16 protein-coding genes are annotated in these 20,584 nt (G+C 68.7%); 8 read left to right on the forward strand and 8 right to left on the reverse strand.

The genetic code is table 11. The features are described from left to right. Nucleotides 1-115 precede the first annotated feature (115 nt). The 6 genes from BG90_RS11535 to fahA are packed head-to-tail and all read left to right on the forward strand — an operon-like array spanning nt 116 to nt 7,025. On the forward strand, nt 116-1,072 hold the full coding sequence (locus BG90_RS11535; protein WP_010106014.1) for an MBL fold metallo-hydrolase: 957 nt from the start codon (nt 116-118) through the stop codon (nt 1,070-1,072). Between the two features lie 18 nt (nt 1,073-1,090). Beyond that, on the forward strand, nt 1,091-2,752 hold the full coding sequence (locus BG90_RS11540; RefSeq protein WP_010116840.1) for an FAD-dependent oxidoreductase: 1,662 nt from the start codon (nt 1,091-1,093) through the stop codon (nt 2,750-2,752). Nucleotides 2,753-2,788: 36 nt separating this feature from the next. Next, entirely contained in the window at nt 2,789-3,019 is a 231-nt protein-coding gene (locus BG90_RS11545) for a DUF2783 domain-containing protein (RefSeq protein WP_010106010.1), read from the forward strand. Next, complete coding sequence (locus BG90_RS11550; protein ID WP_010116838.1) at nt 3,016-4,368, forward strand: MFS transporter; 1,353 nt, start codon at nt 3,016-3,018, stop codon at nt 4,366-4,368. Before BG90_RS11545 ends, BG90_RS11550 begins: the two co-directional genes overlap by 4 nt. Before the next feature lie 18 nt (nt 4,369-4,386). Next, the gene (gene hmgA, locus BG90_RS11555) at nt 4,387-5,721 is read left to right on the forward strand and encodes a homogentisate 1,2-dioxygenase (protein ID WP_010116835.1); all 1,335 of its coding nucleotides are present in this window, start codon (nt 4,387-4,389) and stop codon (nt 5,719-5,721) included. Further along, a complete protein-coding gene (fahA, locus tag BG90_RS11560) occupies nt 5,718-7,025 on the forward strand; it encodes a fumarylacetoacetase (protein WP_010116833.1) in 1,308 nt (435 codons plus the stop codon). Before hmgA ends, fahA begins: the two co-directional genes overlap by 4 nt. A 206-nt stretch (nt 7,026-7,231) precedes the next feature. Here the strand turns inward: fahA and BG90_RS32540 are convergent. From BG90_RS32540 to BG90_RS11590, 6 genes are all read right to left on the reverse strand, one after another. Next, a protein-coding gene (locus BG90_RS32540; protein ID WP_181911577.1) for an IS5 family transposase occupies nt 7,232-8,043 on the reverse strand; the annotation gives its coding sequence in 2 pieces (ribosomal slippage) (nt 7,232-7,695 and nt 7,695-8,043; 813 coding nt in all). A gap of 207 nt (nt 8,044-8,250) precedes the next feature. Next, nucleotides 8,251-9,609: an MFS transporter gene (locus BG90_RS11570; RefSeq protein ID WP_326972860.1), complete on the reverse strand. Its 1,359-nt coding sequence runs from the start codon at nt 9,607-9,609 to the stop codon at nt 8,251-8,253. Nucleotides 9,610-10,054: 445 nt separating this feature from the next. Then, entirely contained in the window at nt 10,055-11,224 is a 1,170-nt protein-coding gene (locus BG90_RS11575) for an MFS transporter (protein WP_010116827.1), read from the reverse strand. Nucleotides 11,225-11,339: 115 nt separating this feature from the next. Beyond that, nucleotides 11,340-11,999 (reverse strand): 5,6-dimethylbenzimidazole synthase, encoded by a 660-nt coding sequence (bluB, locus tag BG90_RS11580; RefSeq protein ID WP_010116825.1) that lies wholly within the window; start codon nt 11,997-11,999, stop codon nt 11,340-11,342. A gap of 540 nt (nt 12,000-12,539) precedes the next feature. Continuing rightward, nucleotides 12,540-13,544 (reverse strand): 2-hydroxyacid dehydrogenase, encoded by a 1,005-nt coding sequence (locus tag BG90_RS11585; protein WP_010116823.1) that lies wholly within the window; start codon nt 13,542-13,544, stop codon nt 12,540-12,542. A gap of 46 nt (nt 13,545-13,590) precedes the next feature. Continuing rightward, the gene (locus BG90_RS11590; RefSeq protein WP_010116822.1) at nt 13,591-14,571 is read right to left on the reverse strand and encodes a LysR family transcriptional regulator; all 981 of its coding nucleotides are present in this window, start codon (nt 14,569-14,571) and stop codon (nt 13,591-13,593) included. A gap of 906 nt (nt 14,572-15,477) precedes the next feature. Between BG90_RS11590 and BG90_RS11595 the strand changes: the two genes are divergently transcribed. After that, on the forward strand, nt 15,478-16,692 hold the full coding sequence (locus BG90_RS11595) for a pyridoxal-phosphate-dependent aminotransferase family protein (RefSeq protein WP_010116820.1): 1,215 nt from the start codon (nt 15,478-15,480) through the stop codon (nt 16,690-16,692). A gap of 29 nt (nt 16,693-16,721) precedes the next feature. On the opposite strand, the gene BG90_RS11600 is transcribed toward BG90_RS11595, so the two are convergent. Beyond that, nucleotides 16,722-17,669, reverse strand: coding sequence for a helix-turn-helix domain-containing protein (locus BG90_RS11600; RefSeq protein ID WP_010116818.1), 948 nt, complete (start codon nt 17,667-17,669; stop codon nt 16,722-16,724). A gap of 134 nt (nt 17,670-17,803) precedes the next feature. Between BG90_RS11600 and BG90_RS11605 the strand changes: the two genes are divergently transcribed. Beyond that, nucleotides 17,804-18,694 (forward strand): DMT family transporter, encoded by an 891-nt coding sequence (locus BG90_RS11605; RefSeq protein ID WP_010116817.1) that lies wholly within the window; start codon nt 17,804-17,806, stop codon nt 18,692-18,694. Between the two features lie 608 nt (nt 18,695-19,302). Here BG90_RS11605 and BG90_RS11615 read toward each other — a convergent pair. Then, nucleotides 19,303-20,517: an MFS transporter gene (locus BG90_RS11615; protein WP_010116814.1), complete on the reverse strand. Its 1,215-nt coding sequence runs from the start codon at nt 20,515-20,517 to the stop codon at nt 19,303-19,305. Nucleotides 20,518-20,584 lie beyond the last annotated feature (67 nt).

Genomic DNA, 20,584 nt, shown 5'->3' on the forward strand with positions numbered 1-20,584 from the left:
ATCGTAATTGGTTTTACTATTCGTAAATCATGACGTTGACGTAGATCAAGCAGTCAGACGCGCAGCTTGTCCGACGAAAGCGGCGCATCCCTCAATACGGAGCAAGGAGCGACAGATGGCGGGTGACAAGAAATTTGCATCGCAGGCGGACCTGACCGAGAAGAAGGTGACGTTCGAACGCCTGTCCGAGCACGCGTACGCCTATACGGCGGAAGGCGATCCGAACACGGGGATCATCGTCGGCGACGACGCGGTGCTCGTCGCCGACACGCAGGCGACGCCCGTGATGGCCGGGGACGTGATCCGCCGGATCCGCGAAGTCACCGACAAGCCGATCAAGTACGTGCTGCTCACGCACTACCACGCGGTGCGGGTGCTGGGCGCGTCCGCGTACGGCGCCGATCATGTGATCGCGAGCCAGGACACGTACGACCTGATCGTCGAGCGCGGCGCGGCCGACATGAAGAGCGAGATCGAGCGCTTTCCGCGCCTGTTCCGCTCGGTCGAGTCGGTGCCGGGCCTCACGTGGCCGACGCTCACGTTCAAGGGCGAGATGACGCTCCGGCTCGGCAAGCTCGAAGTGAAGATCATGCAGCTCGGCCGCGGTCACACGAAGGGCGACACGGTCGTCTGGCTGCCGCAGGAGAAGGTGCTGCTGTCGGGCGACCTCGTCGAATACGGCGCGACGCCGTACGCGGGCGACGCGTACTTCCAGGACTGGCCGCACACGCTCGACGCGATCGCGGCGCTCAAGCCGGAGAAGCTCGTGCCGGGCCGCGGCGCCGCGCTGAAGACGCCGCAGGAAGTCGCGGACGGCCTCGCGGGCACGCGCGCGTTCGTGAGCGAGCTGTACGCGAAAGTGAAGTCCGGCGCGGCGGCGGGCAAGGACCTGAACGCGATCTACAAGGAAACGTACGCGGAGCTGAAGCCGAAGTTCGGCGAGTGGGTGATCTTCGACCACTGCATGCCGTTCGACGTGACGCGCGCGTTCGACGAGGCCACGCAATATCCGGATCCGCGGATCTGGACGGCCGAGCGCGACAAGGACATGTGGCGCACCCTCGAAGGCTGAGCACGGCGGGCGGCGATCATGACCATCGATTATCAGACGCTCAAGTTCGATTATCGTCCGCGCGCCGCCGGCGCCGACGCCGGCGAGCCGCATCCGGCCGTCGTCGTCGGCGCGGGGCCCGTCGGGCTCGCGGCGGCGGTCGATCTCGCGCAGCAGGGCGTGCCCGTCGTGCTGCTCGACGACGACGACACGCTGTCGACCGGCTCGCGCGCGATCTGCTTCGCGAAGCGCACGCTCGAGATCCTCGATCGTCTCGGCTGCGGCGAGCGGGTGGCGCAGAAGGGCGTGAGCTGGCACGTCGGCAAGGTGTTCCTGCAAGACGAGCTGATCTACGCGTTCGACCTGCTGCCCGAGGCCGGGTATGCGCGGCCGGCGTTCGTCAATCTGCAGCAGTACTATGTCGAAGGCTATCTGGCCGAGCGCGCGCTCGAGCTGCCGAATCTCGATCTGCGCTGGAAGAATCGCGTGACGGGAATCAGGCAGACGCCCGACCATGCGGAGCTCGAAGTCGACACGCCGGAAGGGCCGTACACGCTGCGCGCGCGCTACGTGATCGCGGCCGACGGCTCGAAGAGCCCGCTGCGCGCGATGATGGGTCTCGACAGCCGCGGCCGCACGTTCAAGGACCGCTTCCTGATCGCCGACGTGAAGATGAAGGCGCCGTTTCCGGCCGAGCGCTGGTTCTGGTTCGATCCGCCGTTCCATCGCAATCAGTCGGTACTGCTGCACCGCCAGCCGGACGACGTGTGGCGCATCGATTTCCAGCTCGGCTGGGACGCCGATCCCGTCGCCGAGAAAGCGCCGGAGCGCGTGATTTCGCGCGTGCGCGCGCTGCTCGGGCCCAACGTCGAGTTCGAGCTCGAATGGGTGAGCGTCTACACGTTCCGCTGCCAGCGGATGGACCGCTTCCGGCACGGCCGCGTGCTGTTCGCGGGCGACTCGGCGCACGGCGTGTCGCCGTTCGGCGCGCGCGGCGCGAACAGCGGCGTGCAGGACACCGACAACCTCGCGTGGAAGCTGAAGCTCGTGCTCGACGGCGAGGCACCCGATCGTCTGCTCGACACGTACGCCAGCGAGCGCGAATTCGCGGCCGACGAGAACATCCGCAACTCGACGCGCTCGACCGACTTCATCACGCCGAAGAGCCCGATCTCGCGCGTGTTCCGCGACGCGACGCTCAAGCTCGCGCGCGATTGCGAGTTCGCGCGCAAGCTCGTCAACAGCGGCCGGCTGTCGGTGCCGGCCGTGCTCGCCGACTCGCCGCTCAATACGCCCGATCGCGCGGGCGACGCGTTCGAACGCGCGCCGGTTCCGGGCGCGGTCGCGCTCGACGCGCCCGTGCTCGCGAACGGCGAGCACGGCTGGCTGCTGCAGCATCTGAAGGGCGGCTTCGCCGCCGTCCTGTTCGGCTCGATCGGCGATGCGCCCGCGCTCGTCGACGCGACGCGCGGCCACGCGCTGGCCGTCGCGCCCGTGCTCGTCGTGCCGAAGGGCGAAGCGCGCGCGGTGGCGGGCGTCGACGTGGTCGAGGACAGCGAAGGGCTCGCCGCGCAGCGCTACGACGCGCGTCCCGGCACGTTCTACCTGCTGCGTCCGGACCAGCACGTCTGCGCGCGCTTTCGCACGCCGGACGCGCGCGCGGTGCGCGCGGCGCTCGCGCGCGCGATCTGCAACGCGTGACTGCAACACATATCGACAGCGACCAGGAGACACCCGATGCACCTCGACACCCGCTTGCGTCTGTCCGATCCGGACGCGTTCTACGAGGCGCTGATCGACATGCACCGCGACTTGCCCGACAGCGAGAGCCAGCTCGTCAACGCGAAGCTGATCCTGCTGCTTGCGAACCAGGTCGGCGATCTCGACGTGCTGCGCGAAGCGATGGCGCTCGCGCGCAGCGGCGCGGTGACGCAAGGCGGCGCGCCCGGCGCGTCGGCGCCGCAATGACCGCGCCCGCCGCCGCACGCGTGATCGACGTCGAGCGCGTGATCGACGACATGCATCGGCCCGCGTTTCACGTGATGCTGCTCGCGCTCTGCGGGCTGTGTCTCGTGATCGACGGCTTCGATGCGCAGGCGATGGGCTACGTCGCGCCGAGCGTGATCGCCGAGTGGGGCGTGAAGAAGCAGGCGCTCGGCCCGGTGTTCAGCGCGAGTCTGTTCGGGATGCTGATCGGTGCGCTCGGCCTGTCGGTGCTCGCCGACCGGATTGGCCGGCGGCCCGTGCTGATCGGCGCGACGCTGTTCTTCGCACTGACGATGCTCGCGACGCCGTTCGCGACGTCGATTCCGACGCTGATGGCGCTGCGCTTCGTCACGGGCCTGGGGCTCGGCTGCATCATGCCGAACGCGATGGCGCTCGTCGGCGAATGCAGCCCGGGCGCGCATCGCGTGAAGCGGATGATGATCGTGTCGTGCGGCTTCACCGCCGGCGCGGCGCTGGGCGGCTTCGTCAGCGCCGCGCTGATTCCGGCGTTCGGCTGGCGCGCGGTGTTCTTCGTCGGCGGCGCGGTGCCGCTCGCGCTCGCGATCGCGATGGCCGCGCGCCTGCCGGAGTCGCCGCAGATCCTCGTGCTGCGCGGCCGGCACGCAGCGGCGCGCGCGTGGCTCGCGAAGTTCGCGCCGCAGCTCGCGCTCTCGCCCGACACGCGGCTCGTCGTGCGCGAAGCGGCGCCGCAGGGCGCGCCCGTCGCCGAGCTGTTCCGCGCGGGACGCATGGGCGTCACGCTGCTCTTGTGGGCGATCAACTTCATGAATCTGATCGACCTGTACTTCCTGTCGAACTGGCTACCGACCGTGATGCGCGACGCGGGCTACGCGAGCGGCACGGCCGTCGTCGTCGGCACGGTGCTGCAGACGGGCGGCGTGATCGGCACGCTGTCGCTCGGCTGGTTCATCGAGCGGCACGGCTTCGCGCGCGTGCTGTTCGCGTGCTTCGCATGCGCGACGATCGCAGTCGGCCTGATCGGCTCGGTCGCGCATGCGTTTCCCTGGCTGCTCGCAGCCGTGTTCGTCGGCGGCTTTTGCATCGTCGGCGGACAGCCCGCGGTCAACGCGCTCGCGGGCCATTATTACCCGACGTCGCTGCGCTCGACGGGCATCGGCTGGAGCCTCGGCGTGGGCCGCGTCGGCTCCGTGCTCGGGCCGCTCGTCGGCGGGCAGCTGATCGCGCTCGGCTGGTCGAACGATGCGCTGTTTCACGCGGCGGCCGTGCCGGTGCTGTGCTCGGCCATCTTCGTGATCGGCCTCGCGAGCGTGACGCGGCGGCGCGGCACGGCCGCGCCGAGCGTCGCTTGAATGGAGAGAACGACAATCATGACACTGGATTTTTCGAAACCGGGCGAAGCCGGCTACCAGAGCGGCTTCGCGAACGAATTCGCGACCGAGGCGCTGCCGGGCGCGCTGCCGCACGCGCGCAATTCGCCGCAGCGCGCGCCGTACGGGCTCTATGCGGAGCAGTTGTCCGGCACCGCGTTCACCGCGCCGCGCGGCCACAACCGCCGGTCGTGGCTGTACCGGATCCGGCCGGCCGCCGTGCATCGGCCGTTCGAGCTCGCGTCCGGCGAGCGTCGGATCGTCGCCGACTTCGGCGATTCGGACGACGTGCCGCCGACGCCGCCGAACCAGCTGCGCTGGGATCCGCTGCCGATGCCCGCGCAGCCGACCGATTTCGTCGACGGCTGGGTGACGATGGCGGGCAACGGCTCGGCCGCGGCGATGAGCGGTTGCGCGATCCATCTGTACGCGGCGAACCGCTCGATGCGCGACCGCTTCTTCTATAGCGCGGACGGCGAATTGCTGATCGTCCCGCAACAAGGGCGGCTCTTCATCATGACGGAGCTCGGCCGGCTCGACGTCGAGCCGTTCGAGATCGCGGTGATCCCGCGCGGCGTGCGCTTTTCGGTCGCGCTGCCGGACGGGCAGGCGCGCGGCTATATCTGCGAGAACTTCGGCGCGCTGCTGCGGCTGCCGGATCTCGGGCCGATCGGCTCGAACGGGCTTGCGAATCCGCGCGATTTCCTGACGCCGAACGCGTCGTACGAAGATCGCGAAGGCGCGTTCGAGCTCGTCGCGAAGCTGAACGGCCGGCTCTGGCGCGCGGACATCGATCATTCGCCGTTCGACGTGGTCGCGTGGCACGGCAACTACGTGCCGTACAAGTACGACCTGCGTCACTTCAACACGATCGGCTCGATCAGCTACGACCACCCGGATCCGTCGATCTTCCTCGTGCTGCAGTCGCAAAGCGACACGCCGGGCGTCGACGCGATCGACTTCGTGATCTTCCCGCCGCGCTGGCTCGCGGCCGAGGACACGTTTCGCCCGCCTTGGTTCCATCGCAACGTCGCGAGCGAGTTCATGGGCCTCGTGCACGGCGTCTACGACGCGAAGGCGGAAGGCTTCGTGCCGGGCGGCGCGAGCCTGCACAACTGCATGTCGGGCCACGGGCCGGATGCGGACACGTTCGAGAAGGCCTCTTCGATCGATACGTCGAAGCCGAGCAAGGTCGGCGACACGATGGCGTTCATGTTCGAAACCCGCACGCTGATCCGTCCGACGCGCTTCGCGCTCGACACGGCGCAATTGCAGGCGAATTACTTCGAATGCTGGCAAGGCCTCGAAAAACACTTCAACCCGGAGCAACGATGAGCGCCATTCCCGACGCGCTGCGCGCGACCCTCGATCCTTCCCGCAAGAGCTGGCTCGACGCGGCGAACGACGCCGCATGCGATTTCCCGATCCAGAACCTGCCGTTCGGCATCTTCAGCGATGCGCGTCATCCGGCGCGTCGCGCGGGCGTCGCGCTCGGCGATGCGATCGTCGATCTCGCCGAGCTCGCGCGCGCGGGCCTGTTGACGGTGCAGGGCGGGGCGGCCGTGTTCGAGCGGCCGGCGCTGAACGACTTCATCGCGCTTGGCCGCGACGCGTGGCGCAGCGTGCGCATCCAGCTGAGCGCGCTCTTCGAGCGCAACGACGCGCGGCTTCGCGACGACGCCGCGCTGCGCGCGCGCGTGCTCGTCGCGCAGCGCGACGCGACGCTGCATCTGCCCGTCGACATTCCCGGCTACACCGATTTCTACTCGTCGAAGGAGCACGCGACGAACGTCGGCTCGATGTTTCGCGATTCGAAGAATGCGCTGTTGCCGAACTGGTTGGAGATGCCGATCGGCTACAACGGCCGCGCGTCGTCGGTCGTCGTGAGCGGCACGCCGGTGCGCCGGCCGAACGGGCAGCTGAAGCTGCCGGACAGCGACCGTCCGGTGTTCGGCGCGTGCCGCAAGCTCGACATCGAGCTCGAGACGGGCTTCATCGTCGGCCGCGGCAGCGCGCTCGGCGAGCCGATCGCGTGCGAGGACGCGGAATCGCACATCTTCGGGATGGTGCTCGTGAACGACTGGAGCGCGCGCGACATCCAGCAATGGGAATACGTGCCGCTCGGGCCGTTCAACGCGAAGACGTTCGCGACGTCGATCTCGCCGTGGATCGTCACGCTCGACGCGCTCGAGCCGTTCCGCGCAGAGCAGCCGAAGCAGGAGCCGGAGCCGCTCGCGTATCTGCGCCACGGCGGCAAGCACGCGTTCGACGTCGAGCTCGAAGTGCGCCTGAAGCCGGACGGCGCTGCGGACGCGACGACGATCGCGCGCACGAACTTCAAGCACATGTACTGGACGATGGCGCAGCAGCTCGCGCATCACACGGTGTCGGGCTGCAACACGCGGGTCGGCGACCTGATGGGCTCGGGCACGATCAGCGGACCGGCGAAGGATGCGTTCGGCAGCCTGCTCGAGCTGACGTGGAACGGCAAGGAGCCGATCGCACTCGCGAGCGGCGGCACGCGCGCGTTCATCGAAGACGGCGACGAGCTGACGCTTGCCGGCTGGTGCGAGGGCGATGGGTATCGCGTCGGCTTCGGCGCGTGCGTCGGGAAGATCCTGCCGGCGCTGAAGGGATGAGGCGGTAGAGAGAAGGGCGATTCCCGCGCCGCCCGGCGATCGATGTCGAGCGGCGGGCGGTGCGGGGTGGTCGAATCAGGCGCTTGCGGCTTCGATGCTGCAGGCGCCTTTGTCGTTTCGGCGCGTCGGCGCGATTTTGGAACGGGGCAGGCGGGGCGCGATGGGTTTGCGTTGACCTTTTGCCGCGTCCCAAGTCCTAAGAAGCGCTAACAGAATGATTTTTGGAGGTGTCGCCAGCAAATGATGCAGGCGGCGATTTTCATGAACGCCTCGTGTATGGCGGCGAGGCGCTCGAACCGAATGCGCAGACGTCTGAAGTTGTGCAGCCACGCGAAGGTGCGCTCGACGACCCACCGGGTCTTGCCGAGGCCGCTGCCGTGGGGCTCACCACGGCGTGCGATCTGCGTGGCGATACCGGCAGCGTGCAAGGGCTTACGATATTTGTCGTGGTCGTAACCGCGATCGGCCTGCACAACGACGGGCTTTGACAGAGGCCTCCCGCGCTTGCCACGAATGGGCGGAATGGCCTCGATCAGAGGCAGCAGTTGGGTGACGTCGTTGCGATTGGCACCCGTGAGGATCAGCGCGAGCGGGATGCCCTGCGCTTCGGTAACGAGATGGTGCTTTGAACCGGGTCGCGCCCGATCGGTGGGATTGGGTCCTGTTTTTGACCCGATCCCACTGCACGAATGGAGGACGAATCGATAACCACACGCGACCAGTCGATGCGATCGGCTGCACGAAGTTTGGCCAGCAATACTTCGTGCAGCCGGTCCCAGACACCCGCCTGTTGCCAGTCGCGCAGTCTGCGCCAGCAGCTCATGCCCGAGCCGCAGCCCATTTCCTGCGGAAGCATTTCCCAGGGAATACCGGATTGCAGCACGAACAGGATGCCGGTCAGCACGGCGCGATCGTCCAGCGGCTTGCGGCCCGGGTATCGCGTACGGCGTGGCTTCGGTGGAGGCAGCAGCGGTTGGATCAGTGACCACAGTTCGTCATCGAGTATCGGTTTGGCCATGGCCTCCTCGTCAGCGAAACAACGAAGAGGTTAACAAAACGCGCGGCGGGTTAACAGCCCCCAAACACTCATTTTGTTAGAGTTTTTAAGTCCCAAGTCCGGAGCCGGGCGTACGAAATTCGGCGTCACGCGCGATTTCGCCAAGTCCCGCGCGATGCGCGCTCTCGCGCACCGGCAACCCGACCGCGCCGCCTTCACCTTTTCTCGTCAGCGCTCCTGCCGAACCGCGTGCATCGGCAACGCCCGCCGCTCCCACAGTGCAGCGGCGAGGAACGCGAGCGCCGACACGATCAGCACGCCGATCAGCGCGTCGCCGCCCAACTGCTCCATCAGCGCGCCCGCGACGAGCGGCCCGCCGAAGCTCGCCGCGCTCCACGACGCCGACACGAGCGAGCTCGCCGTCACGAGCGCCGAGCCGCGAAAGCGCTGCCCGCATGCGACGAGCGACAGCGTGTAGACGCTGCCCGCCGCCGCGCCGAGCACGAAGAGGAGCGGCCAGCAGAGCCACGGCGTCGCGACGACGGCGGGCAAGAGCGGCAGCAGCGCGAGCACGACGCAGCCCGCACCGATGTGCACGCGCTCGCGGCCGAGCTTGTCGGCGAGCCAGCCGATCGGAAATTGCATCGCGGTGTCGCCGAACAGCAGGATCGCCGCGAGCAGCACGGCCGTTTCGCTCGCGACGCCGCGCTCCATGGCGAAGAGCGGCAACAGCGACAGCGCGAGCGTGTCGAACAGCGCGAAGAACGCAGTGCCGACGACGAGCGCAGGCATCTTCGGCATCACGCGCGTCCAGCGATCGTGCGCTTCGTGATGCGGCTCGTCGCCGACGGGCGTCTTCCGGATCGACGCGAGCGACGGCAGCGCGAGCAGGAAGAGCGCGCCGCTCAGCGCGAAGCGCGCGTTCGTCATTCCGGCGATCTGGCTGACGAGCACGGGGCCCGCCATCTGGAACAGCGTGAAGTTGGTCGCGTAGATCGCGACGACGCGGCCGCGCGTCGCGTCGTCGGCGAGCTGGTTGACCCACGCCTCGCCGATCGTGAAGAGCAGCATCAGTGCGGCGCCGCAGACGACGCGCAGCACGCCCCAGACGACGAGGCTCGACGTGAACTGCATCAGCGCGGTCGCCGCGGCGAGCACGAGCACCGATGCGACGATGACCTGCCGCGCGCCGAGACGCTTCGTGATCGCCGACACGAACGGCACGACGACGAGGCCGCCGCCCGCCTGCGCGGCGGTCAGCATGCCGACGATGTCGGTGCCGTGGCCCGCTTCGGTGAGCGCGAGCGCGGTGAGGGGGAGCGTGGCGCCCGTGCCCAGGCCGACCACGGCGACGCTGAGAATGAGCGCGAGGAAATCGCGGGTGAGGATCGTCTTCATAACGGCCGTGATGCTACACCGGCGGGCCGAATCGCTCCATCGCGATGCGTGTCGCGCGGTCCGGCGGAGTCGGCGCGTCGGTCGGGCATGCGCGAGGACGGGGCGTGTGCTGCGGGAATGGCGGCGTTCGGTGCGCGCGTCGTTCTCGCGTCGCTCGGCCGTATGCGAAGGCCGCAGCGTCCGTACGATTCATGCGAGCCGCGCCGAGCCGCGCCGAGCCGCGCCGAGCCGCGCCGAGCCGCACCGAGCCGCACCGAGCCGCACCGAGCCGCACCGAGCCGCGCCGCACCGAGCCGACGGTCGCGCGCCGCATGCGTGAAAAGTTGGGCGCTCGTCGCGTATTGGCGTGCTTCGAGCCGAGCTGTCCGCCGGGCGACGCTCGAGTGCGGGGCGAGCAAATCGGCCGTCCCGGGACGCGCACGCCACGCTCGATCCGGCATCGAAGGGCCGCGCCTGCAGGCGCGGCGAGCGGGAGGCGGTCGCATTCATCAGGCGCGCAACTGGTTATCGTGCGCCAGTTTCAACTCTATGGGTGGAGATCGATGCGTTGCCTGCTGCGCGCTTTTTGCGCGGCCGCCCGCACGTCGCTCGTTCGCCGCTCGAACGCACGGCGAACCCGACGTCGGAGCCGGCGTCATGCGCATTCGGCGGGCCCCGCGAGCGCGCGCCGTTCGAGCGACGCCGACCACAACGTCAGCGCGAGCGCCGCCATCGCGAGCGCGGCGCCCGCCCACGGCAGCTTCGCGAGCGGCACGCCCGCGTGGATCGCGGTGCCGCCCAGCCAGGCGCCGAGCGCGTTGCCGAGATTGAACGCGCCCTGGTTGAGCGTCGACGCGAGATTCGGCGCGTGGCTCGCGCGATCGACGATCAGGATCTGCAGCGGCGGCACGATCGCGAACGCGAGCACGCCCCATACGAAGATCGTCGCGAGCGCGGGCAGCGGCGCGCGCATCGTGCCCGCGAACGCGGCGAGCACGACGCCGATCGCGGCGAGCGTCGCGACGAGCGACGGCATGCGCCGCCAGTCGGCGAGCCTGCCGCCCACCGTGCCGCCGACCGTCAGGCCGAGACCGAAGAGCAGCAGCACGAGCGTGACGTCGTGCGGCGTGAAGCCCGTGACGTCCTCGAGGATCGGCGTGATGTACGTGAACACGGTGAAGAGGCTCGCCGACGCGAGCACGCTGATGCCGAGCACCATCAGCACCTGCGGGTGGCGCAATACGCCGAACTCGCGCGCGATGCCGGCCGCGGGCATCTCGAGGCGCTTCGGCACGCAGACGGCGAGCGCCGCCGCCGCGAGCGCGCCGATGCCGGTGACGGCCCAGAACGTCGCGCGCCAGCCGAACGCCTGCCCGAGCGCTGTGCCGAGCGGCACGCCGAGCACGTTCGCGAGCGTCAGGCCGGTGAACATCAGCGCGATCGCCTGCGCGCGCTTGTTCGGCGCGACGAGGCTGCTCGCGACGACCGAGCCGATTCCGAAGAACGCGCCGTGGCAGAACGCGGTGACGACGCGCGCGATCATCAGCGTCGCGTAGCCGGGCGCGACCGCGCAAAAGAGATTGCCGACGATGAACACGCCGATGAGTGCGAGGAGCGCCGCCTTGCGCGGCATCTTCGCGGTGACGACGGCGAGGATCGGCGCGCCGATCGTGACGCCGAGCGCATAGCCGGACACGAGCATGCCAGCGGCCGGAATCGACACGCCGAGATCGCGCGCGACGTTCGGCAGGAGTCCCATGATGACGAACTCGGTGGTACCGATACCAAACGCGGCGACGGCAAGGGCGAACAGGGGCAGTGGCATCGGAGGCTCGCGGGAGGGCCGCCGCCTCCGGCGCCGCGGAATGCGGCGCGCCGATGGAAGCGCGCGGAACAGCCGCGATTTTATCTCAGGGAAAACCCCTGTGTTTGGGGCCCGATCAGGTGTTGCGCGCCGGCATCGGCGCGGCGTCCCACGCGTTTTCGTACAGGCATTCGTCGAGCGGCATCCGCGCGGCCCAGCGCTCCTCTTCGAGCATCGGCTTCGCGTAGAACGCGTCGACGTGGCCGAGGCACAGCACGGCGATCGGCTTCGCGCCGTCGGGCATCGCGAGCAGCCGGCGGAGCGCGTCGACATCGAAGAGCGATACCCAGCCCATCCCGAGCCCTTCGGCGCGCGCGGCGAGCCACATGTTCTGGATCGCGCACGCGGCCGACGCAAGGTCCATCTCCGGCAGCGTGCGGCGGCCGAAGACGTGCCGCTCGCGTCCGTCGGCGAGCGCGACGACGAGGAGCTCGCCGCATTCGCGCACGCCTTCGACCTTCAGTCGCATGAATTCGTCGTGGCGCTCGCCGAGCGCGTCGGCGGTCGCGCGGCGCTCCGCGTCGACGAGCCCGTGGATGCGTTCGCGCAGCGCGGGATCGGTCACGCGGATGAAGCGCCACGGCTGCATGAAGCCGACGCTCGGCGCGTGATGCGCGGCGCGCAGCAGGCGTGCGAGCACGGCGGGATCGACCGGGGCGGACGTGAAATGGCGCATGTCGCGCCGCTCGAAGATCGCCCGGTAGACGGCGGCGATCGCGGGTTCGTCGAAACGCATGATGGACTGGCGAGGCGGGTGGAGGCGAATCGCCGCAACGATAGCAGACTCGCGCGGCGCGCCAATAAGGGGTTCAGCCGAGCTGGGCCGGCACGGCGACGTTTGTTGAGCTTCGTCGTGGTTTGGCGTGGTTCGTCGTGGTTTGGCAAGGGGCGGGCGAAGTTTCGAAGGCGGGCGGCGAGGTCCGGTGAAACGTCGGGAGATTGCGCGCGAGCCTTGGACGAACGGCGGGGAAACAGCGGGCGTCGAGGATGGCGAAAGCGACGCAATCGCGATGCGTCTCCAACGAGCTTTGCCCGAGGTTCCGACGAGGCACGGGTGAGATTTTGGCGAACTTGGCCGGAACCCGTCGATCGTGACGAATTCGACACCGCTCACCGCTCACCGCTCACCGCTCACCGCTCACCGCTCACCGCGAAACGCGAAACGCGAAACGCGAAACGCGAAACGCGATCCACGCCGCAACGCCAGCCGGGCCGGGCGGCAATTCACGCATCTCGCCGGCGCCGGCCCGCGCGGCCGCGCCTGCTCGTTCGGCCGTCACCCCTGCCGCGCAGCGTCGACGACGTTCTGCGGCGCACCGTCCTGCCACGCGCGGATGTTCGACAGCGTCGTATGCGCGATCTCCGCGAGCGCCTCGCGCGTGAAGAATGCCTGGTGCGACGTGACGATCACGTTCGGGAACGTCAGCAGCCGCGCGAGCACGTCGTCCTGCAGCGGGCGGTCGGAATGGTCTTCGAAGAAGAGTCCGCTTTCCTCCTCGTAGACGTCGAGCCCGAGGTGCCCGAGCTGGCCCGTTTTCAGCGCGTCGATCAGCGCCTGCGTATCGACGAGTCCGCCGCGGCTCGTGTTGATCAGCATCGCGCCCGGCTTCATCCGCGCGAGCGCGTCGGCGTCGATCAGATGATGGGTGGCCGGCATCAGCGGGCAGTGCAGGCTCACGATGTCCGATTCCGCGAGCAGCTCGTCGAGCGTCACGTAGCGCACGCCGAGCGCGATCAGCGCATCGTCGTGCGGCGGCAGCGAATGCGCGAGCACGCGCATCCCGAAGCCCGCCATGATCCGCGCGAACACGCTGCCGATGAGGCCCGTGCCGACCACGCCGACCGTCTTGCCGAAGAGATCGAAGCCGAGCAGCCCGTTCAGCGAGAAATCGCCTTCGCGGGTGCGCGCGACGGCGCGCGGCAGGCGTCGGTTGAGCGCGAGGATCAGTGCGACCGCGTGCTCGGCGACCGCGTGCGGTGAGTAGGCGGGCACGCGCACGACGGAGAGCCCGAGCCGGGCGGCCGCCGCGAGGTCGACGTGATTGAAGCCCGCCGAGCGCAGCGCGACGACGCGCGTGCCGCCCGCGGCGAGCGTCTCGAGCACGGCCGCGTCGAGCGTGTCGTTGACGAACGGACACACCACCTCGTAGCCGCGCGCGAGGACCGCCGTCTCCGCGTCGAGATGGGAAGGCTGGAAATGCAGCCGGTAGCCGAACGATTGGTTGGCGGCATCGAACGAATCGTGGTCGTACTGCCGGCTGCTGAAAAGAATTACGCGCACGCTTTGCCTCCGGTAAAGGTGCGCGTCAGTTTACTTCAGTCGGGCGTCACTGGAGCCCGGCGACGACGTCGGGGCGCTTGGCGGTGCCGGCCTCGCGCATGAAGTAGTGGCCGTTCGTCTCGGTCTTCTGGCCGCCGAGGTGGTAAAGCGCGTGCTCGACGAAGCTGCGGGTGCGCGCGGGCAGGAACTGGCGGTTCGGATAGACGATCGACAACTGCGTGTCGGGATCGTCGATCCGGTAGTCGCCGAGGATCCGCACGAGCTCGCCGCTTTCGAGCGCGTCGGCGATGTAGCTTTCCGGCAGCACCGAGATGCCGGTGCCCGCGAGCGTCGCCGCGCGCACCATCGACGCGCTGTTGACCGTGTAGACGGGCTGCAGCGACACGACGTGCGTGAAGTGGTCCGGATCGACGAAGCGCCAGGTCGACGAGTGCTGGTCGGCCGGCAGCGCGATGCACGCGTGGCGGACGAGATCGTCCGGACGGTGCGGCGCACCGTGCCGTTCGATGTACGAGGGCGCCGCGCACAGCGCGAGCGTGTTCGGCATCAGCGGATGGCCGATCAGCGCCGGGTTGCCGTCGAGGCGGCCGCCCGTGACGAGGCCCGCGTCGTAGCCGGCCTCGATCACGTCGAGCGGACCTTCGGTCAGCGTCAACTGCACGCGCACCTTCGGGTACTGACGCCGGTAGCTGTCGACGAGGGGTGTGACCCGGCCGGGCGACAGCAACCCGGACACGGCGACGCGCAGCGTGCCGACGGGCTCGTGAACCGCCCGCTCGACGGACGCCTCGAGCTGATCGAACTCCTCGAGCAGCGCCCGGCAGCCGTCGAGGTAGCGGATACCCGCTTCCGTCAGCGACAGATTGCGCGTCGTGCGATGGATGAGACGCGTGTTCAGATGTGTTTCGAGCATCGCGATCGAACGCGTGACGAGCGCATTCGATACGCCGAGCTTCCGCGCCGCCCGCCGGAAGCTCTGCAGTTCTGCAACGCATACGAAAACACGCATGGTCTGGATTTGGTTCATAGCTTTCGTTGGCCCATTAAATGATTATGTTGTGTTTTACACCTTCGATCGTGACGAGCCGCGGGCTGTCGGATCAGCACAGGGCTTGTCTTAAATGTCAAATCATCGAAGGCTGGGCAAATTGTTCAATAAGCTGACTGCATCAGTCAACTAAATAATTATTTCATCCCGAATGTAATAAATCGGCTGGCGGTCACGTCGAACCCGATTTATGGGGCGTGAACCGATTCCGTGATTTGCGCGGGCGATATTCGACGATTGCAGCGGTTTTAATCCTGGCGAGGCGGCCGCGTGGAGCGGCTGACGCGGTACCGTTCCCAATCCGGAACTCCGCTGGTTCGGAGTGCGGAGCGCCGCGCGCGGGATGCCGGCGGGGTATTTTTTTGGTGATTTTTGTGTGTGAATTGCAATGCCGTCACCAGTTCTTTTCCGGTGCGGAACAAATAAATTTGCTGCATTGCATCGAATGGTTAATGCAAGCTTTTTCGGGAAATTTGACGGTTCGGGTTGCAAAGAATGATTTTTCGATTTAGTAGAGGGGCGTTTTGATGCCGATTTGGCCTATTCGGGCGGGAGCGGTGGGATTTTTCCGAGGCCGTCGCGTGAAAAAAGCACGGATGATCGGATGAACGCCGGGCGGGCGGCCGGCGTCAACCCCGGATTCGTCGCAGGCCGCCTGTCGAAGTTGAAAGGCCGGGCGCCCGCCTCGCCGTGCGGCGCTCAGGCGGTCCGGCGCGACGTTCGGCCGCCTGTCGGCGGCGGGGTCGGGCAGCGGGGCCTCGCCGTTTCGCCGCCGGGCGCCGCACGCTTCCGAAGCACGCGTCGATCAAAACACTTGCGCATTGCAACGGTTCGCGGAATGATCGATCGATCACCGCATTCTCAACCCGTTGTTCCGCCTAGCTCATGTCCACGACCGATCACTCGCCGATTCCCTGTCCCGTCGTCGTTCCGCTCGACGCGATCCTGCCCGAAGAACCGCTCCTCATGATGGGCGCTGGCCCCGTGCCGATCCCGGCCGCGGTCGCGAAGGCGAACACGATCGTGATCAACCACCTGGGCGCGACGATGGCGAAGATCATCGAGCAGGTGAAGGAAATGGCGCGCTACGTGTTCCAGACGCGCACGAAGTGGGTGTTGGGCGTCGCGGGCCCCGGCTCCGCCGCGATGGAGATGGCGATCTCGAATCTCGCGTGGCGCGGCTCCAAGGTGCTGTCGATCAAGAACGGCTTTTTCAGCGCACGGATGGCCGAGATGGCGACGCGCGTCGGCGCGGACGTCGCGACGATCGACGTGTCCGACCGCTCGGTCGCGAGCCTCGACGAGATCGCCGATGCGATCGCGCGCGAGCGCCCGGAGATCGTCACGATCGTCCACGGCGAGACGTCGAACACCGTCTGGAACCGCCATCTGAAGGAAATCGCGGCGATCGCCAAGGCGGCGGGCGCGCTCGTCGTCGTCGACGCGGTCTGCACGCTGTCGACGATGCCGCTCGACATGGACGCGTGGGGCATCGACGCCGTGATCACGGGCGGGCAGAAGGGGCTGTCGTCGATTCCGGGCGTGTCGCTGATCGCGTTCTCCGACGCCGCGTGGGAGCGGATGAAGAGCCGCCCGGAGCCGAACACGCACTGGTGCCTCGACATGGCGCTCGCCGAGAACTTCTGGCACAACGCCGGCTACCACTACACGGCGCCCGTGTCCGGCGTGCTCGCGCTGCACGAGGCGCTGCGGCTCGTCTGCGCGGAGACGCTCGAGAATCGCTACGCGCGCCATCTGCGCTGCTCGCTCGCGTTGCAGGCGGGGGTCACGGGGATGGGGCTCGAGCTCTACGCGCCCGAATCGTGCCGGCTGAACTCGGTCGTCGGCATCGCGGTGCCGGAAGGGCTCACGCCGGGGCTCATCTGCGGGCACATCTCGAAGCAGTACCAGGTCGAGATCTCGGGCTCGTTCGGCCTGCCGATCGTGCGGATCGGCCAGATGGGCGAGCAGTGCCGCGAGCACAATCTGTTCCGCACGCTGCATGCGTTCGGCCGCACGATGGTCGATCTGAAGGTGCCCGTCGATCTGCCGGCGGGCGTCGCGGCGCTCGAGCAGGCGTTGTCGGGACGCGGTGAGTGACGTGACGTGAGCGGAAATGCCGGGGCCGCCTAGGCGGCCTGCATCGCCCGCCGGTATGCGCCCGGCGTCGCGCCGTGCGTGTCGCGGAAGCGGTGGCTGAAGTGCGCGGCGTTCGCGTAGCCGCAGTGCGCGGCGACCTGCGCGAGCGGCAGCGCAGTCGTGCGCAGCAGCGTGCGTGCGCGGGCGAGGCGCTGCTCGGCGATCCACGCGTGCGGCGCGCGGCCGAACGACACGCGGAACATTCGCGAGAAGTGGTATTCGGACAGCGACGCGAGCTCGGCCAGCTCGCCGAGCGTCAGCGGCTGCGTCAGGTACGTATCGATGTAGTCGCGCACGCGGCGGCGCACGGTCGGCGCGAGGCCGCCCTTGAACGGCGCGTCGGAGCGCGTCGTGCTCTGCCCGCGCAGCAGGAGGCTCAATACTTCATGCGCGGTTTCGTTCACGCGCAGCCGGCCGTCGGCGTCGTCCCAACGCTCGAGCGCGAGCGCGCGGCACAGCGCGGCGACGCGCGCATCCTCGAAATACGTGCGGTCGGCGAGCTTCAGCTCGCGCGGTTCGCGGTCGAGTTCGCGGACCGCGCGCTGCGCGAAGTGCTCCGGCAGGAAGTAGAGGTGGACGAAGTGCATCTCGCCGCGCACCCACCAGCGCGATTCGTGGTCGCCCGGCAGCGCGCAGAGCAGGCTCGGCGCGCCGTAGCGCGCCACCTTCTGCCGCTCGGTGCGGTAGCCGCCGTCGAGGTAGCACGACAGCGTGTGATGCCCGGGCTGCGCATAGACCGTCTCGCTTTCCTCGGTGACGCGCGTCCACTCGGCGATCGCCAGATGGTCGCCGAGCCACGCGAAGCGCTCTAGCGTGGCGTTCGCCTCGGCGAGCGTCCGGCAGACGGACTGCAGGCCGAACGGCGCCTCGCCGCCGACGAAACCGGCGGCGGGCGCGGACAGGCTGGCGTCGAGCGGAAGCGATGGGCGCGTGTGCATGATGGGGCGAGTATAAGCGCGCACGTGCGCGCGCGGCCCGCCCGTCCGCAAAAGACCGCAATTCCAGACAATCGGCGCGGGATGCGCGGCGGCATAGTCGGATTCCCGCTTCCGCTTCCGTTTTCGAATTCGCCATGAACCTGTCGCTTTACGTCGTCACCGTGCTGATCTGGGGCACCACCTGGATCGCGATCAAATGGCAACTGGGCAGCGTGCCGCCGCCCGTGTCGATCGCCTGGCGCTTCTGGCTGGCGGCGGCGGCAATGTTCGTGCTGCTGCGCCTGATGCGCAGGCCGGTTCGGCCACCGCGCGAAGCATGGCGCTACCTTGCCGCGCAAGGCTTCGCGCTCTTCTGCCTCAACTTCCTGTGCTTCTACTACGCGGAGCAGGTCGTGCCGAGCGGCCTCGTCGCGGTGGTGTTCTCGACCGCGCCGCTGCTCAATTCGATCAACGGGCGCGTGTTCATGGGCCGTCCGCTGCGGGCGTCCGCGATCGCCGGCGCGCTGCTCGGCCTGACCGGCATCGCTTGCCTGTTCTGGCAGCAGATGGCGGGGCACGTCGATGATCGCGCGACCTGGATCGGTCTCGCGATCGCGTTTGCGGGCACGATGTGCTTTTCGGCGGGCAACCTGCTGTCGAGCCGGATGCAGTCGATGGGGCTCCATCCGCTCGCGACCAACGGCTGGGCGATGCTGATCGGCGCGGCGATCCTGACCGTCGGCGGCGTCGCAGCCGGGCTGCCGTTCACGCTCGACACGAGCCCGCGCTATCTCGGCGCGCTCGTGTATCTCGCGGTGCCGGGCTCGGTGATCGGCTTCACCGCGTACCTGACGCTCGTCGGCCGGATCGGACCGGAGCGGGCCGCCTATTGCACGGTGCTGTTCCCGATCGTCGCGCTCGCCGCATCGACGGTGTTCGAGGGATATCGGTGGTCGCCGCTCGCGGTAGTCGGGCTGATGCTCGTCGTGGCCGGCAATCTGGTCGCATTCGATCTGACGCGCCGCCTCTTCGTGCGGATCGCCTGAACGGGCGCGGCGGGCTGGACTGGCTGTCGCGCGCATTTCGGAGCGATGCGCGCGAAGTCGCTACGGGGCGTGGCTCGGGGAGCGGGTCGCTCGGCGCACGTGGCCGATGTCGCCGACGGCTATCCTGTTGCACCGCCGCCCGCCGCCCGCCGCCCGCCGCCCGCCAACCGCCAACCGCCGACCGCCGACCGCCGACCGCCGACCGCCAACCGCCGCCCGCCAACCGCCAACCGCCGCCCGCCAACCGCCAACCGCCAACCGCCAACCGCCAACCGCCAACCGCCAACCGCCAACCGCCGCCCGCCAACCGCCAACCGCCAACCGCCAACCGCCAACCGCCAACCGCCAACCGCCAACCGCCAACCGCTTTCCGTCAGTCGCCGCCCGCCAGCAGCCCATGGCCCATCGCTCGCCGCTCTTCGCCTGCCGCTGAGCGCCATTTGACGCAATCGCCAAGCAGCCGGCGCGGCCCGGACGGCGTGTCGGCTCGTGCACGCGAAGGCGCCGTGGCTGCCTAAAAAGCAAGCCGCCCGCAATGCGCGGGCGGCTTTTTCGTTTCGTCGTCGGGCGCGCGGCGGCAGAAGCGCCGCCGGACGCGCCGCGACCGCTCAGGCGGCCGCGCCGCTGCCGGACAAGCGCGCCTGTCGCTGATACAGCACCGTCGACAGCGCGACGCCCGCCGCCGCCGCGACGGCCGCGCACAGGAACACCTGCGGATAGCCGAACGCGCCGGCGACGTAGCCGGCAAGCGGTCCCGTGATGCCGAGCGACAGATCGAGGAACACCGAATACGCGGACAGCGCCGCGCCGCGGCTCGCGGGCGGCACGAGCGCGACCGCCTCGACGCCGAGCGCGGGGAAGATCAGCGCGAAACCGAAGCCCGTCAGCGCCGCGCCGACGAGCGCGACGTGCGGCACGGGCGCGAGCCACAGCATCAGGAGGCCCGCGCATTCGAACGCGAACGACACGATCGCGACGCGGAATCCGCCGTGCGTCTTGATCGTGTTCGCGAACAACAGGCGCGCGCCGATGAAGAGCGTGCCGAACACGGTCAGCGACAGCGCCGCATTCGGCCAGTGGCGTTCGGCGTAGTAGAGCGTGATGAAGGTCGCGATCGAGCCGAAGCCGGCCGAGCCGAGCGCGAGGCCGAGGCCGTGCGGCAGCACGCGGGTGAGCACGCTCGCATACGACATCCGTTCGCCGTGCACGAGCGGCACGGGCGCGATCAGCCGCGCGAGATAGTAGCCGGCGGCGGCGAGCGCGATCACGAGCACGCCGAGCACGGCGGGAATCAGCGCATGCGAGATCGCGACGCCGACGGGCGCGCCGATCGCGAGTGCGCCGTACGTCGCGATGCCGTTCCACGAGATCACGCGCGCGTTGTGCGCGGTGCCGACGCGGCCGATTCCCCACAGGATCGCGCCCGTGCCGACGAGGCTCTCGCCGATGCCGAGCACGAGCCGGCTCGCGACGAGCAGCACGATGCTCGCGGCCGGCCAGCGCGCGAACGCGAACGCCGAAAGCAGCAGCGCGCCGCTCGCGCCGCAAGCGGCGAGCCCGCGCAGCACGGTGCGCTTCGGGCCGAGCGTGTCCGCGCAGCGACCGGCGAGCGGCCGCGACGCGAGCGTCGCGAAATACTGCACGCTGATCGCCGCGCCCGCGACGATCGCGGAAAAGCCGAGCTCGTCGTGCACGAAGCCCGGCAGCACGGCGAGCGGCAGCCCGATGGTCAGGTAGCAGACGAACGTGAACGAAACGACGGAGACGATCTGCAGCGTCGTGGCGGACGCGCTGCGCGGGGAAGGGGCGGAATCGGCGGACATTGGGGGACGGAACGAAGACGCGCATCCATTTGATGCGAAAGCCGAATTTTTACATGGAACCGGTTTT

This window comes from Burkholderia oklahomensis C6786 (assembly GCF_000959365.1).
Classification (GTDB): domain Bacteria; phylum Pseudomonadota; class Gammaproteobacteria; order Burkholderiales; family Burkholderiaceae; genus Burkholderia; species Burkholderia oklahomensis.